The sequence below is a fragment of the Janthinobacterium sp. SUN118 genome (assembly GCF_030397695.1).
Lineage (GTDB): Bacteria > Pseudomonadota > Gammaproteobacteria > Burkholderiales > Burkholderiaceae_D > Janthinobacterium.
Window position 1 is genome coordinate 613,559 of record NZ_JAPUBV010000002.1, and the last position, 13,864, is coordinate 627,422.

Below are 13,864 nucleotides of genomic sequence, written 5' to 3' on the forward strand. Positions count from 1 at the left end.
CGTGGCCGCAACGCGCGACCACCACGAGGAATGCCGTGCCCGACATCCTAAACTATCTGATCCATCTTTTACTGGCCGCCGCGCTGCTGATTGTATTTTTTGTCATCTACACGCGCGTCACGCCGTATAACGAAGTGCTGCTGATCCGCCAGGGCAACCAGGCGGCGGCCCTGTCGCTGGGCGGCGCCATGCTGGGCTTTTCCGCCACCATCGCCTCGTCGCTGATGCACACGGCCGACTACCAGCAATTCTTCGCCTGGGCTTTCGGCGCCATGGTGGTGCAATTGCTGGCCTATGTGGTCACCACGCGGCTGCTGCGCATGTCGAAGGATCAGATCGAATCGAACAACAGCGCCTTTGGCGGCCTGCTGGCGGCCATTTCCCTGTCGATCGGCGCCATCAACGCCGCCTGTATTTCCTGACACCGGCTTCAACTTATTCAAGGACATCCATCATGAGCCTCGGCAGCTTTATCAAGAAGCAGTTTATCGACGTACTGCAGTGGAACGAAGAAACGGAGGGCGTGCTGGCCTGGCGCTTCCCGATGCAGGATTTCGAGATCCAGAACGGCGCCATCCTGAACGTGCGCGAATCGCAGGTAGCCGTCTTCGTCAATGAAGGCAAGATCGCCGACGTCTTCGGCCCCGGCACGCACAAGCTGACGACGCAGACCTTGCCGCTGCTGACCAACCTGAAAAACTGGGACAAGCTGTTCGATTCGCCGTTCAAGTCGGACGTGTATTACTTCAGCACCCGCGTGCAGACGGGCCGCAAGTGGGGCACGCCGCAGCCGATCACCATCCGCGACAAGGATTTCGACATGATCCGCGTGCGCGCCTTCGGCATGTACTCGTACCGCATCGCCGACGCGCGCACCTTCTTCACGGAAATCAGCGGCACGCGCGAGGTCTACACGCGCGACGAAGTGGAAGACCAATTGCGCGGCATCCTGATGTCGAGCATGGCCAGTTCGCTGGGCGGCGCCAATGTGCCCTTCCTCGACATGGCGGCCAACCAGGCGCTGATGGCGCAGGAAGTCAAGGATGGCCTGGCGCAGGCGTTTTCCCGCTATGGCGTGGGCCTCGACGAATTCAACGTGGCCAGCATCAGCCTGCCCGAGGAATTGCAGGCGGCGCTCGACGAGCGCATCTCGGCCGGCATGAAGGGCGGCCTGGGCGCCGACAAGATGAGCGGCTATACCAAGTTCCAGGTGGCGAACGCAATCCCGCTGGCGGCGCAGAACGAAGGCGGCATGGCCGGCATCGGCGCCGGTCTCGGCGCCGGGCTGTCGATCGGCCAGGTGATGGCGCAAAGCATGGGCGGCGCGCTGCAGCAGCCGGCCCCTACACCGGCTCCGGCGGCGCCACCCGCGCCCGCGGAAGAAGCGATCGAGGCACGCCTGGAAAAACTCAAGGGCCTGCTCGACAAGGGACTGATTTCGCCGGCCGACTACGACGGCGCCAAGGCTGAACTGCTGAAAAAACTGATCGGCTAAGCGCGACTGCATGCAAACTGTTTCCTGTCCCAGCTGCGGCGCGGAAGTCCATTTCCGCTCGCACGCTTCCGTGCTCGCCGTGTGCGAGTACTGCCACAGCACCCTCCTGAAGGACGCCGACGCGGTCAAGGACCTGGGCAAGATGTCGGCCGTCCTCGAAGACTACTCGCCGATCCAGATCGGCACGGCCGGCGTGCACGATGGCCTGCATTTCACCGTCGTCGGACGCATCCAGCAGCGCTACAGCGCCGGCACGTGGAATGAATGGTATGTGCTGTTCGACGACGCCAGCACGGCCTGGCTGGGCGACTCGTCCGGCCTGTACACCTTGACGCGCGAACGCCGCACGCAGGAAGCCCTGCCTGCCTTTGCCGAGCTGGCGCCAGGCAGGCGCTACACGATCTGCGGCGAGCCCTATACGGCGGCCGAGATGCGCAACGCCGAGTGCATCGCGGGCCAGGGCGAGCTGCCGTTCAAGGTGGGCGCCGGCTGGCGCATCCAGGTGGCCGATTTCCGCAACTATGGCAGCTTCGTCACGCTCGACTACACGGATGGCCCGCAGCCGGTGGTCTACATGGGCGTCGCCGTCACCCTGGAAGGCTTGCAGTGCCAGCTGCTGCGCGATGACGACGCCATCGCCAAAAGCGCCGGCAAATACCGCGGCAAGCTCGATGCGCTCGATTGCCCGTCCTGCGGCAGCGGCATCCGCTACGTCCCTGGCGCGGCGGCGCAGCTGGTGTGCCCCGCCTGCCACACACGGCTCGACGCCAGCGGTCCGGAAGCACAGGTGCTGGCCATCGGCAGGCAGGTGCACGACAACGTCGACATCACGCTGGAGCTGGGCGCCAGCGCGAAGATCAACAATATCGACTTCACGGTCATCGGCATGATGCGCCGCGCCGACGACGAAGGCAGCGAGTGGAATGAGTACCTGCTGTACGGCGCACGCGCCGGCTTCTTCTGGCTGGTGGAGACCGATGACGGCTGGTCGCGTTCGCACGTGCTGCCGAACTGGCCCACCTGGGCCTCCCTGGACGCGGAGCAATGCACGCTCGATGGCGCCACGTATGCGAAACTGTACGACTATGGCTCGCAAGTGGTGTATGCGGCCGGCGCCTTCAACTGGAAGGTGGCCGTGGGCGACAGCACGCATGTGTTTGAATTCGAACAGGGGCAGACAAAGCTGGCGGCGGAAGTCACCGGCGAGGAAATGACCTGGTCGCGCTCCGCGCCCGTCGCCTATGACCAGATGGCAGCCTGGTTCGGCGCCGCCTTCCATGGCGGCAGCAAGGTGCAAAATACCAAACTCAGTCACCGTGGCATCGCCAAGATCTTCATCATCATCATCCTGGTCCTGAATGCGATTCCCCTGTTCGTCTCGTTTTCCAGCACCTTGATGTGGAGCTTGCTGGCTTGCCTGGCGCTGTTCCTGCCAGCCGCTTTCCTCGACAAGAATACAAAGAATCCCCCATGAGCAAATACGTGATTTATGCCTTGATGGTGACGTTTTCCGTCACGGCCACCAACTGGGTGCGCATGTTCACGCTGGCCGGCAGCGGCATGCGCAGCACCGGCACGCACAGCGGCAGCAGCTGGAGCTCGCGCACCGGCAGCGGCGGCGGCAGCTATGGCGGCGGCTCGAGCGGCGGCAGCCACAAATAAGCATGGCAGAGACACCGCATCTGCCCCTGGGCACCCATCTGCTGGCCGACCTGTCGGGCATTTCCGCTGACCGCCTGCGCGACTGCGACGCGCTCGAACGCCTGCTGCGGCAAGCGGCCGTCACGGCCGGCGCGCAGGTGCTGCACAGCCATTTCCACAGCTTTGGCGCGGGCCAGGGCGTCACGGGCGTGGTGCTGCTGGCCGAATCGCACATTTCGCTGCATACCTGGCCCGAAGTCGGCTTTGCCGCCGTGGACATCTTCATGTGCGGCGCGGCCCGGCCGCAACTGGCGCTCGACGTCGTCAAGGAGGCGCTGCAGGCGGCGCAGTGCCAGCTGCAGTCCGTGCGCCGCGCGCCGCCGGGCCAGGCCTAGGCTCGCTGGTGCATCGCGTGGGGATCGCTTACACTGTCGGCTGATCCTCCAACCGTGACTCCCATGCGCCGTTCCGCCTTCCTTGCCTTGCCACTGCTGCTGCTGGTCTCCGCCTGCAACGATTACACGGCGCCCAGCCTGTACCAGGCCACCACGCCCGAATGCAAGACGTGGACGGAAGGTTCGCGCTTCGAACTGCCACGCGGTATCAGCGTGTATGCCACGCCCCCCGTCACGCTGAAGGAAGGCGGCACGGAACTGGCGCTGATCTTCACCTTGCCCGTCGGTACCCAGGCCAGCTTCACGCGCCTGTCCTTCCTGCTGGAAGAGCCGCACCAGCCGCCGTTCGCCGAGGCGAAGGTGCTAACCATCTACCAGCGCGGCATGAACCAGAAGGCGGAAATCGTCGACGTCATCGAAAAACTGCCCATCATGTTTTCCGCCGTCGGCAACAGCAAGGAAACCCAGTGGCGGCTGCGCTTGCAGCTGCCGCGCCAGCTGCCGCAGCGCTTTGATTTATCGATGCCCGACATGCTCGTCGGCGGCAAGCGCTACCCGGTGCGCACGTTTACCTACCGCTATTTCCCCGAACGCCAGGCTTACGGCATGTGCAGCTGATGTTGACGCCGGCGCGCGCCGCTGGCACACTGGCGTTTTCCATCACACAACAGGAGTAGACAACATGCGCCATTCGGATACTGCCGTGCTGTCGGCTGCCTGATCACGATCGTTCCAGTCTGCAGTCATACTGCACTGACGCCGTTTTACCCCTGCGCGTGATCGCGTAGCCGACTTCCCTCTTCTTTCGTGCCAGTCACTGACTGGCGGTGCCTGCACGCGCAGGCGATACGTCCGCACGCGGACGACAGAATACGGAATCACGCTACCATGATCGCACTCGATTTTGCGCAACTACGCCCCATCGGACTGCAGCAGGCCATCGCCAGCGCAGCCGCCCGACTCGACACCCTCCCACCCAGCACGCAGCTGATGCGCGTGAGCGCCGTGCACCGCGACAGCCTCCTCGTGCACGATGGCTTGCAGGAAAACCCGGCGCAGATCCTGCCGCGCCTGCTACATGATCTGCAGGCACAAGACATCATCGTCGCCGTCGGCGACTGGGTCGCCGCCGAACACGATGCGCACGGCATGCTGTGGATAACTGCGCGCTTATCCCCGCTCACGCAGATCGCCCGGCGCGGCAATGACGGCCGGCGCCAGCTATTGGCCTGCAATGTCGATACGGCCCTGCTGGTGATGGGACTGGATGCGGACTTCAACCCGCGCCGCCTGGAGCGCTATCTGGCCATCGTGCTGGCGGCTCAGGTCGCGCCCGTGGTGGTGCTGAGCAAGGCTGACGTGGCCGACGACGTGGCGGGCAAGCTGGCCCTGCTCAAGCAGCGCCTGCCATCCCACGTGCCCCTGTTTGCCGTCGACACGCGCCATGCGTACGACGTGGCCATCCTGGAACCCTGGCTGGGCCCGGGCCAGACTCTGGTGCTGCTCGGTTCATCGGGCGCCGGCAAGTCCAGCCTGACCAATACCCTGTGCATGGCGGAACAGGCAACCAACGGCGTGCGCCATGGCGATGGCCGCGGCCGCCATACGACGACGGTCCGTTCCCTGCACCTGTGCGCCGGCGGCGCCTGCATCATCGATACGCCGGGCCTGCGCAGCTGGCAGGCCGACGCCGATGCGCAGACCCTGGCCGCCACCTTCGACGACATCGCGGCGCTGGCGGCAACATGCCAGTTCCGCGACTGCCGTCACGACCGCGAACCCGGTTGCGCCGTGCGCGGCGCCGTCGACGCGGACCGCCTGCGCAATTATCACAAGCTGCTGCGCGACGCGCACCGTAGCGAAGAGACACCGCTCGAGCGCATCGCCGCGCGCGCCAAGTGGAAGACGATATTGAAGGCGGGACAGGAAAGGAGCAGGCAGAAGCGCCAGGAATGATCGTCAAGAAAAGGGCATAAAAAAAGGCAGCCCGGAGGCTGCCTTTCTTGCGCGGCGCAGATCGATTAAATCTTGCGCAGCTTCTGGATCGCTGCCAGCTGCGCAATCGCGCTGGCCAGCTCGGCTTGCGCTTGCGCGTAGTCGATGCCCGAATCCTTGTTGTGGATATTTTCTTCCGCCAACTTCTTCGCTTCCAGCGCTTTCGCTTCGTCGAGGTCGTGACCGCGGATCGCGGTATCGGCCAGGACGGTCACGGTATCCGGTTGCACTTCCAGCAGGCCGCCGGCAACGAAGACGAACTCTTCTTCAGCCTGGCCGACTACCTTGATGCGGACCGCGCCCGGACGGATGCGGGTAATCAAAGGCGTGTGGCGTGGGTAGATACCCAGCTCGCCCTGTTCACCCGGCAACGCGACGAATTCTGCTTCGCCTGAAAAAATCAGTTCTTCAGCGGAAACCACGTCAACGTGAATTGTGTGTGCCATGTGTGTCCTATCGGGTTGAAGAACCCCGCCGTGTAACGGGCGGGGTTAGGCCCAGACTTAACTTAGTTAAGTTTCTTGGCTTTTTCGATTGCTTCTTCGATCGTGCCGACCATGTAGAACGCTTGTTCCGGCAGGTGATCGAGTTCGCCCGAAGCGATCATTTTGAAGCCCTTGATCGTGTCTTTGAGCGAAACGTATTTACCAGGCGCGCCGGTAAAGACTTCAGCGACGTGGAAAGGCTGCGACAGGAAACGCTGCATCTTACGTGCGCGGGCTACCAGCAGTTTGTCTTCCGGTGCCAGCTCGTCCATGCCCAGAATCGCGATAATGTCGCGCAATTCCTTGTAGCGTTGCAGGGTCGTTTGCACGGCACGCGCGGTGTCGTAGTGCTCTTGACCGACGATCAACGGATCGAGCTGACGCGAGGTCGAATCCAGTGGGTCCACGGCTGGGTAGATACCCAGGGAAGCGATGTCACGCGACAGCGCAACGGTCGAATCCAAGTGAGCAAACGTGGTAGCAGGCGATGGATCGGTGTAATCATCGGCTGGAACGTAGACGGCCTGGATCGAGGTGATCGAACCGGTCTTGGTCGACGTGATACGCTCTTGCAGACGGCCCATTTCTTCCGCCAGGGTCGGTTGGTAACCCACAGCCGACGGCATACGGCCCAGCAGTGCCGATACTTCGGTACCGGCCAGGGTGAAGCGGTAGATGTTGTCGACGAAGAACAACACGTCCTTGCCTTCATCACGGAACGATTCAGCGATCGTCAGGCCGGTCAGCGCGACGCGCAGACGGTTACCTGGCGGTTCATTCATCTGACCGTAGACCATCGCGACTTTGGAGTTCTCTGGATTTTCCAGATCGACCACTTTCGCGTCAGCCATCTCGTGGTAGAAGTCGTTACCTTCACGGGTACGCTCACCGACGCCGGCAAACACGGACACGCCGCTGTGCGCCTTGGCGATGTTGTTAATCAGTTCCATCATGTTCACGGTCTTGCCTACGCCAGCGCCGCCGAACAGACCAACTTTACCGCCTTTTGCAAACGGGCAAACCAGGTCGATCACCTTGATGCCGGTTTCCAGCAGTTCTTGCGATGGCGACAGTTCGTCGTATGCAGGAGCGGTGCGGTGGATCGACGCGATCTGCTCGTGCGACACGGGGCCGCATTCGTCGATCGGGTTGCCCAGCACGTCCATGATGCGACCCAGGGTTGCTTTACCGACTGGCACCATGATAGGTTTGCCGGTATTTTGAATCATCATGCCGCGACGCAGGCCATCGGACGAGCCGAGTGCAATGGTACGGACAATGCCGTCGCCCAACTGCTGTTGTACTTCCAGGGTCAGTTCCGAGCCTGCCATCTTCAAGGCATCAAATACCTTAGGCATCGCGTTGCGGGGAAACTCAACGTCCACCACAGCGCCGATACACTGAACGATTTTGCCATCAGCCATGTTCGTTCCTTCAATATAGTTAAATTCGTTTAAACCGCAGCCGCACCGGCGACGATTTCGGAGAGTTCTTTGGTAATCGCAGCTTGGCGGGTCTTGTTGTAGATCAGCTTCAATTCGCCGATCACACTACCCGCGTTGTCGCTTGCAGCTTTCATCGCGACCATCCGTGCCGATTGCTCGGACGCCAGATTCTCCGCGACTGCCTGGTACACCAGCGCTTCTACATAGCGCTCCAGCAATTCGTCGATGATGCTTTGCGCATCCGGCTCGTAGATGTAATCCCACGAGTGTGCGCTCTTGTCGGCGACCATCTTGTCGGCCGTCAATGGCAGCAACTGTTCGACCACTGGCTCCTGCTTCATCGTGTTGATGAATTTGGTATAGCACAGGTACACTGCGTCGAGCTTGCCTGCCTGGAACTCTTCGAGCATGACCTTGACAGGTCCGATCAGTTTGTCCAGGTGGGGCGTATCACCGGTCTGAATGGCAGAGGCGACGATCTTGACGCCGATGCGATTCAAAAAACCCAAACCCTTGTTACCGATGGCAACTGCTTCAACCCGATTGCCAGCTGCTTCCAGCTCGCGCGACTTCGACGTCACCTGGCGCAGGATGTTGGTGTTCATGCCGCCGCACAGACCCTTGTCGGTCGTGACAACGATGAAACCTACTGCCTTCGCTTGCGTGCCCTGGGCAGCTGCCAGGAACGGGTGCGTGTATTCCGGATTGGCGGTCGCCAGATTGGCGGCGATATTCCGAATCTTGTCACTGTAGGGACGAGCGGCCCGCATCCGGTCTTGCGCCTTGCGCATTTTGGACGCGGCGACCATTTCCATCGCCTTGGTGATCTTCTTCGTATTCTCTACGCTCTTGATCTTGCCTCGTATCTCTTTGCTTGATGCCATGAGTCCTTACTCCTTCTGCGCGTAGGGCGGCGCCTCACTCGAGGTGGGCGCCGCCTGGCCGCTTAATATGCGCCGGATTTCTTGAAATCAGCAATGGCCGCCGACAGAGTTGCTTCGCTGTCTTTGTCGAGTTGCTTGGTTTCTTCGATCTTGGCCAGCAGAGCAGCTTGCTTGGTCTTCATGTAAGCGTGAACACCAGCTTCGAACGACAGCACTTGCTTGACTGGCACGTCGTCCATGAAGCCCTTGTTCACCGAGAACAGCGATACGGCCATCAGCGAGATCGACAGTGGCGAGTATTGGGCTTGCTTGAGCAATTCCGTTACGCGCGCGCCGCGGTCCAGCTGCTTGCGGGTCGATTCATCCAGGTCCGAAGCGAACTGCGCAAACGCGGCCAGTTCACGGTACTGCGCCAAGTCGGTACGGATACCGCCGGACAGGTTTTTGATGACCTTGGTCTGGGCGGCGCCACCGACGCGCGATACGGAAATACCGGCGTTAATTGCAGGACGGATACCGGCGTTGAACAGCGAGGTTTCCAGGAAGATCTGACCGTCGGTAATCGAAATCACGTTGGTTGGAACGAATGCGGACACGTCGCCAGCTTGCGTTTCAATGATCGGCAGTGCCGTCAGGGAACCGGTCTTGCCTTTGACGGCGCCGTCGGTGAACTTCTCGACGTAGTCGGCGTTCACGCGTGCTGCGCGTTCCAGCAGGCGGCTGTGCAGGTAGAACACGTCACCTGGGTACGCTTCGCGACCTGGTGGACGGCGCAGCAGCAGCGAGATTTGACGGTATGCAACAGCTTGTTTCGACAGATCATCGTAGACGATCAGTGCATCTTCACCGCGGTCACGGAAGTATTCGCCCATGGCGCAACCGGAGTACGGCGAGATGTATTGCATGGCGGCCGATTCCGAAGCGGAAGCGGCGACAACGATGGTGTATTCCATCGCGCCGTGCTGTTCCAGCGAGCGCACGATGTTCTTGATCGACGAGGCTTTTTGGCCAATCGCGACGTAGATACATTTCATGCCCTGGCCTTTTTGATTGATGATCGCATCAATCGCCACGGCCGACTTGCCGGTTTGACGGTCGCCGATGATCAGTTCGCGCTGGCCGCGGCCAACTGGAACCATCGCATCGATCGACTTCAGGCCGGTTTGCATCGGTTGCGACACGGATTCACGGGCGATCACGCCCGGAGCGATTTTTTCAATCGCGGCCGTCAGTTTGGTTTCGATGGCGCCTTTGCCGTCGATCGGCTGACCCAGCGCGTTGACTACGCGGCCGAGCAGCTCAGGACCGACTGGCACTTCCAGAATGCGGCCGGTGCATTTCACCGTGTCGCCTTCGGAGATGTGCTCGTAGGCACCCAGAATCACGGAGCCGACGGAGTCGCGTTCCAGATTCATGGCCAGGCCAAACGTGTTGCCTGGGAATTCCAGCATCTCGCCTTGCATCACGTCCGACAAACCGTGGATGCGGCAGATACCGTCGGCGACGGAAATAACCGTGCCTTGATTACGCACTTCAGCGCCGCCGTCAAGACCTTGGATCCGGCTCTTGATCAACTCGCTGATTTCAGATGGGTTGAGTTGCATACTAACTCCTAAAAGTGTTTCTCTCAGCTTGCGCGAGGGGTAAGGGTCTGTCTTAGCTGGCCTGCCGAAGCGCGTGTCTTACGACACCAGTGCAGCGTGCAGTTGCTGCAGCTTGGCGCGCACCGAGGTGTCGAGCACTTGGTCGCCAACAACCACGCGCACGCCGCCGAGCAGCGATGGATCCACTGTGACGGCAGGGTTGAGCTTACGACTGAATTTCTTTTCCAGCGTTGCGACCAGCTCGGCCGTTTGGCCTTCGCTCAGATCGAAAGCGCTCGTGATCTCGGCGTCAGCCGCACCTTCCAGGCCATTTTTCAAGGCATGGAATTGCGCGCCGATTTCCGGCAGCAGGCTGATGCGGCCATTTTCGATCAACATGGTGACGAAGTTTTTCACTTCCTCATTGAGCGGCGATTTCAACAACGACAGGATGGTGGCGGCGACGTCGCTTTCCGAAACTTTCGGATTGCGCGCGTACGCCTGTACCTCGGGGTGGCTACCGATCTGTGCCAGTTCGGACACCAGTTCGGACCACGCCGCGAGGTTGCTTGACTCCTTACCAGCTTGGGCTACGCGGAACAAAGCTTCCGCGTAGGGACGGGCGACGGTTGCGAGTTCTGCCATGATTACAGCTCGACAGCAAGACGCTGCAACATTTCGGCGTGAGCCGTTGGGTTTACTTCACGCTTCAAGATCTGCTCGGCACCCTTGACAGCCAGGTCAGCCACCTGAGCGCGCAATTGTTCGCGTGCTTTCGACAGTTGCTGTTCGGCGTCCGACTGGGCTTGCGCAATGATACGCGCAGCTTCAGCTTGTGCATTTTGCTTGATCTCTTCAGCAACCAGCTGCGCGCGCTTTTCAGCGTCCGCAACGCGTTGCGAAGCTTCTTCACGTGCACTGTTCAATGCCTCTTGCGCACGCTTTTCAGCGACAGCCATCGAAGCTTGACCTTGATCGGCAGCAGCCAATCCATCCGCGATTCGTTTGGCACGCTCATCCAGCGCGTTGTTCAGCGCTGGAAATACGAACTTCATCGAGAACCAGACCAACACCGCGAAGGTGATCATCTGGCCGATGAGCGACATATTGATGTCCATACCTTTGCTCCTAACTAAAAGTTTCTCCTAGGGTTGGAGCGAATTACTGAGCAACAGCCGTCAAAGCGGACAGGAACGGGTTAGCGAACGTGTACAGCAGAGCAACACCAACGCCGATCATCGAGATAGCATCCAGCAGACCAGCGATAACGAACAGTTTGGTTTGCAGTTGTGGCATCAGTTCTGGTTGACGTGCCGAAGCTTCCAGGAATTTGCCACCCAAGATAGCGAAGCCCAGAGCGGTGCCGATTGCGGCCAGGCCGATGATGATTGCTGCTGCCAGAACGGTCATGCTTTGTACTTGTGCGATCAGAGCTTGCATAAAATTCTCCTAAATTTAAAAACGAAAGATACTAAAAAAAAAAAATATAAAGTTAATGATTAATGTTTCTCAACCGCGAGGCTCAGATACACAACCGTCAACGCCATAAACACAAAAGCTTGCAAAGTTACAATCAAGATATGGAAAATTGCCCATGGACCACCCAACGCCCACTGTGCCCACCAAGGCAACAACGCGATCAAGATGAAAATCAGTTCGCCGGCATACATATTGCCGAACAGTCGCAGCGACAGGGAGATCAGTTTTGCAACCAACTCAACCATTTGCAGCAAGAAATTGACGGGTGCCAAGGCGATCGTGCCGATCAGGCCGCTCGCATGGAACGGCGCCGTGAACAGTTCCTTGATCCAGCCGCCCAGGCCCTTGGCCTTGATCGAGAAGGCGATCACGCACAGCACGACCGACAGCGACATGGCGAAGGTGTGGTTGACGTCGGCGGTCGGCACGGCGCGCAGCTTGTGCACGCCAAACCAGCTGAGGATCTTCGGCAACAGGTCAACCGGCAGGAAGTCCATTGCGTTCAACAACCAGACCCAGACAAAAATAGTGATGGCCAGCGGCGCGATGACCTTGCTTTTCGCGTGGAAGGCCCCATTAATAGTGTCATTGACGATTTCCATGACCATTTCGACGAAGTTTTGCAACTTGCCAGGCACGCCGGCAGTGGCACGACGCGAAGCCATGTAGAAGACACCGAGGAAGACAAAGCCCAGAATGGCCGAAATCCAGAACGTATCCAGATTGATCGTGCCTTCGGCATTGCGTAGGTGAGCCAGATGGTGGCTGATGTATTCTGTGGCGTTGGCCGGGGCAGCATGGCCCGCTTCAATAGCGTGTTCTGTGGTCATAATGAATTTAGATTTGTCGTTTCAGAGCACAACAGGCCCCAAAACCAATGATTAAACAGCGAGCAATGAAAACCAGTATGCTAAGGTTGCCACCGCGAAACCCAAGATCAGCCATAACCAGGCGGCCGACTGAAACAACACCAGTGCCAAGATAAAGAGCACCGCTGTGATAAATATTTTCACCACTTCTGCGCGCAAATGCGCCCGGAATGCCTTGTTGGCGTCGCTAGAACCGCGAACGACCAGCATGGCATACACCAGGCTACCGATGACTGCGATAGCGCCGCCGTATGCGGCGGACCAGCCTCTCACACTGCCACCGAAAAACAGGGTGACCGTGGCAAAACTGATAGCGATTGCGAGCTGCAAAGCAACTACTTTGTAGACAGGTTTGGCAATATTTTGTTGTGAATCACTCAATTGCCAGGTTCCCGGAAAAATCTACACACGCAAAGACACGGGATTATAGTTGGCTTTGATCTATAGAGTCAAACGTTGCTGCACCGCAGCAGGGCAATTGCTGCGCGAAACTGACGCTTTACCGACTATTCGCCGCCATTTGCACCACTATATGGCAAAGTCGCTTGCCGGGCCGCTTCCAGCCGTGTTATCAAGGAATTACGTGATGCGCCTGGAAAGCGTTAACGACTTGTCCAGGCCGCCATTTCCCCTATCTTTGCAACTTGCTATTTAACCACGCAAGCGGGCCAATACCCCATCAAGCACGTCCAGGTCCGCAAAATCGATCACCAATTGGCCGCGGCCCTTATTGCCCATTTTAAAAATCACGGGCGTGGCCAGGACGTCGGACAATTCCTCTTCCAGGCGCGCGATATCGCCGGACTTCTCCTTCTGCTGCGGCTCGACCGGATTCGCCGCTTCCTCGAGCGTGCGCGTCACCAGCTTTTCCGTTTCGCGCACCGACAGGCGCTTGGCCACGACCTGGTTCGCCAGGGTGATCTGGCTGGCCGCGTCGACGGCCAGCAGCGCGCGCGCGTGGCCCATGTCGATGTCGCCGGCCATCAGCATGGTCTGCACGGGACTGGCCAGATTCATCAGGCGCAGCAGGTTGGAGACAGCGCTGCGCGAGCGTCCCAGCGCAGTGGCCGCTTGCTCATGCGTAAAACTGAAGTCGGCGATCAGGCGGTGGATGCCCTGCGCCTCTTCCAGCGGGTTCAGGTCTTCGCGCTGGATATTCTCGATCAGCGCCATGGCAGCCGCGGCCAGGTCGTCCACATCGCGCACCAGCACCGGCACTTCCGTCAGGCCGGCCAGTTGCGAGGCGCGGAAACGGCGTTCACCGGCGATGATTTCATATTTAATTGCGCCGCTGAGGGTATCCTGCCCGATCGGGCGCACCAGGATGGGCTGCATCAGCCCCTGCGCCTTGATCGAGGCGGCCAGTTCATTCAGTGCCCCTTCATCCATGCGCGTGCGCGGCTGGTACTTGCCGGCTTGCATTTGTGACACGGGCAAGTTCGACGGTTGATGCGTGTCCGGACTGGCGAAGTCGCCGCCGCCGCCCAACAGGGCGTCGAGTCCGCGACCCAGTCCTTTTAATTTTTTCGTAGCCATGCTGTCCTAATCGTGTTTTCAGAGTAAGCGCTCACATCATTTTGTGTATGGCGCCAT

The 13,864-nt window shown here is 59.8% G+C and carries 17 protein-coding genes; 7 read left to right on the forward strand and 10 right to left on the reverse strand.

What is annotated here, in order from left to right; genetic code table 11:
• Positions 1 to 35: 35 nt before the first annotated feature.
• From O0880_RS18425 to rsgA, 7 genes are all read left to right on the forward strand, one after another.
• The gene (locus O0880_RS18425; RefSeq protein WP_071325898.1) at positions 36 to 422 is read left to right on the forward strand and encodes a DUF350 domain-containing protein; all 387 of its coding nucleotides are present in this window, start codon (positions 36 to 38) and stop codon (positions 420 to 422) included.
• Positions 423 to 454: 32 nt separating this feature from the next.
• Positions 455 to 1,495, forward strand: a complete 1,041-nt coding sequence (locus O0880_RS18430; RefSeq protein WP_289887949.1) for an SPFH domain-containing protein — start codon at positions 455 to 457, stop codon at positions 1,493 to 1,495.
• Between the two features lie 10 nt (positions 1,496 to 1,505).
• Positions 1,506 to 2,969, forward strand: a complete 1,464-nt coding sequence (locus O0880_RS18435; RefSeq protein WP_289887950.1) for a DUF4178 domain-containing protein — start codon at positions 1,506 to 1,508, stop codon at positions 2,967 to 2,969.
• The gene (locus tag O0880_RS18440; protein WP_071325901.1) at positions 2,966 to 3,157 is read left to right on the forward strand and encodes a hypothetical protein; all 192 of its coding nucleotides are present in this window, start codon (positions 2,966 to 2,968) and stop codon (positions 3,155 to 3,157) included. The genes O0880_RS18435 and O0880_RS18440 overlap by 4 nt, the downstream gene beginning before the upstream one ends.
• A gap of 2 nt (positions 3,158 to 3,159) precedes the next feature.
• Positions 3,160 to 3,531 carry an adenosylmethionine decarboxylase gene (speD, locus tag O0880_RS18445; RefSeq protein ID WP_071325902.1) on the forward strand — a complete coding sequence of 124 codons (372 nt, stop codon included), beginning with the start codon at positions 3,160 to 3,162 and terminating at the stop codon, positions 3,529 to 3,531.
• 63 nt (positions 3,532 to 3,594) lie between these two features.
• Positions 3,595 to 4,149 (forward strand): hypothetical protein, encoded by a 555-nt coding sequence (locus O0880_RS18450; protein ID WP_071325903.1) that lies wholly within the window; start codon positions 3,595 to 3,597, stop codon positions 4,147 to 4,149.
• Positions 4,150 to 4,419: 270 nt separating this feature from the next.
• Positions 4,420 to 5,487: a ribosome small subunit-dependent GTPase A gene (gene rsgA, locus O0880_RS18455; RefSeq protein ID WP_289887954.1), complete on the forward strand. Its 1,068-nt coding sequence runs from the start codon at positions 4,420 to 4,422 to the stop codon at positions 5,485 to 5,487.
• A gap of 65 nt (positions 5,488 to 5,552) precedes the next feature.
• On the opposite strand, the gene O0880_RS18460 is transcribed toward rsgA, so the two are convergent.
• The 10 genes from O0880_RS18460 to O0880_RS18505 all read right to left on the reverse strand — a co-directional run bounded on the left by O0880_RS18460 (position 5,553) and on the right by O0880_RS18505 (position 13,807).
• Positions 5,553 to 5,972: a F0F1 ATP synthase subunit epsilon gene (locus tag O0880_RS18460; RefSeq protein ID WP_058050961.1), complete on the reverse strand. Its 420-nt coding sequence runs from the start codon at positions 5,970 to 5,972 to the stop codon at positions 5,553 to 5,555.
• A gap of 62 nt (positions 5,973 to 6,034) precedes the next feature.
• Positions 6,035 to 7,435, reverse strand: coding sequence for a F0F1 ATP synthase subunit beta (gene atpD, locus O0880_RS18465; protein ID WP_034752705.1), 1,401 nt, complete (start codon positions 7,433 to 7,435; stop codon positions 6,035 to 6,037).
• A gap of 29 nt (positions 7,436 to 7,464) precedes the next feature.
• On the reverse strand, positions 7,465 to 8,340 hold the full coding sequence (gene atpG, locus O0880_RS18470; RefSeq protein ID WP_071325905.1) for a F0F1 ATP synthase subunit gamma: 876 nt from the start codon (positions 8,338 to 8,340) through the stop codon (positions 7,465 to 7,467).
• A 62-nt stretch (positions 8,341 to 8,402) separates the two neighbouring features.
• A complete protein-coding gene (gene atpA / locus O0880_RS18475) occupies positions 8,403 to 9,944 on the reverse strand; it encodes a F0F1 ATP synthase subunit alpha (RefSeq protein ID WP_034752701.1) in 1,542 nt (513 codons plus the stop codon).
• 78 nt (positions 9,945 to 10,022) lie between these two features.
• A complete protein-coding gene (locus O0880_RS18480) occupies positions 10,023 to 10,568 on the reverse strand; it encodes a F0F1 ATP synthase subunit delta (RefSeq protein WP_034752699.1) in 546 nt (181 codons plus the stop codon).
• Positions 10,569 to 10,570: 2 nt separating this feature from the next.
• Positions 10,571 to 11,041 (reverse strand): F0F1 ATP synthase subunit B, encoded by a 471-nt coding sequence (locus O0880_RS18485; protein WP_071325906.1) that lies wholly within the window; start codon positions 11,039 to 11,041, stop codon positions 10,571 to 10,573.
• Positions 11,042 to 11,084: 43 nt separating this feature from the next.
• Positions 11,085 to 11,363: a F0F1 ATP synthase subunit C gene (atpE, locus tag O0880_RS18490; protein ID WP_034752695.1), complete on the reverse strand. Its 279-nt coding sequence runs from the start codon at positions 11,361 to 11,363 to the stop codon at positions 11,085 to 11,087.
• Positions 11,364 to 11,422: 59 nt separating this feature from the next.
• Complete coding sequence (gene atpB / locus O0880_RS18495; protein WP_071325907.1) at positions 11,423 to 12,232, reverse strand: F0F1 ATP synthase subunit A; 810 nt, start codon at positions 12,230 to 12,232, stop codon at positions 11,423 to 11,425.
• Between the two features lie 51 nt (positions 12,233 to 12,283).
• A complete protein-coding gene (locus O0880_RS18500; RefSeq protein ID WP_289887969.1) occupies positions 12,284 to 12,652 on the reverse strand; it encodes an ATP synthase subunit I in 369 nt (122 codons plus the stop codon).
• A 270-nt stretch (positions 12,653 to 12,922) separates the two neighbouring features.
• Entirely contained in the window at positions 12,923 to 13,807 is an 885-nt protein-coding gene (locus O0880_RS18505) for a ParB/RepB/Spo0J family partition protein (protein WP_289887970.1), read from the reverse strand.
• Positions 13,808 to 13,864 lie beyond the last annotated feature (57 nt).

Bases quoted from the DNA above. Each gene is read 5' to 3' on its own strand.
- O0880_RS18430 (WP_289887949.1), top strand. From the start codon at position 455: ATGAGCCTCGGCAGCTTTATCAAGAAGCAGTTTATCGACGTACTGCAG.
- O0880_RS18435 (WP_289887950.1), top strand. From the start codon at position 1,506: ATGCAAACTGTTTCCTGTCCCAGCTGCGGCGCGGAAGTCCATTTCCGC.
- O0880_RS18440 (WP_071325901.1), top strand. From the start codon at position 2,966: ATGAGCAAATACGTGATTTATGCCTTGATGGTGACGTTTTCCGTCACG.
- speD (WP_071325902.1), top strand. From the start codon at position 3,160: ATGGCAGAGACACCGCATCTGCCCCTGGGCACCCATCTGCTGGCCGAC.
- O0880_RS18450 (WP_071325903.1), top strand. From the start codon at position 3,595: ATGCGCCGTTCCGCCTTCCTTGCCTTGCCACTGCTGCTGCTGGTCTCC.
- rsgA (WP_289887954.1), top strand. From the start codon at position 4,420: ATGATCGCACTCGATTTTGCGCAACTACGCCCCATCGGACTGCAGCAG.
- O0880_RS18460 (WP_058050961.1), bottom strand. From the start codon at position 5,972: ATGGCACACACAATTCACGTTGACGTGGTTTCCGCTGAAGAACTGATT.
- atpD (WP_034752705.1), bottom strand. From the start codon at position 7,435: ATGGCTGATGGCAAAATCGTTCAGTGTATCGGCGCTGTGGTGGACGTT.
- atpG (WP_071325905.1), bottom strand. From the start codon at position 8,340: ATGGCATCAAGCAAAGAGATACGAGGCAAGATCAAGAGCGTAGAGAAT.
- atpA (WP_034752701.1), bottom strand. From the start codon at position 9,944: ATGCAACTCAACCCATCTGAAATCAGCGAGTTGATCAAGAGCCGGATC.
- O0880_RS18480 (WP_034752699.1), bottom strand. From the start codon at position 10,568: ATGGCAGAACTCGCAACCGTCGCCCGTCCCTACGCGGAAGCTTTGTTC.
- O0880_RS18485 (WP_071325906.1), bottom strand. From the start codon at position 11,041: ATGGACATCAATATGTCGCTCATCGGCCAGATGATCACCTTCGCGGTG.
- atpE (WP_034752695.1), bottom strand. From the start codon at position 11,363: ATGCAAGCTCTGATCGCACAAGTACAAAGCATGACCGTTCTGGCAGCA.
- atpB (WP_071325907.1), bottom strand. From the start codon at position 12,232: ATGACCACAGAACACGCTATTGAAGCGGGCCATGCTGCCCCGGCCAAC.
- O0880_RS18505 (WP_289887970.1), bottom strand. From the start codon at position 13,807: ATGGCTACGAAAAAATTAAAAGGACTGGGTCGCGGACTCGACGCCCTG.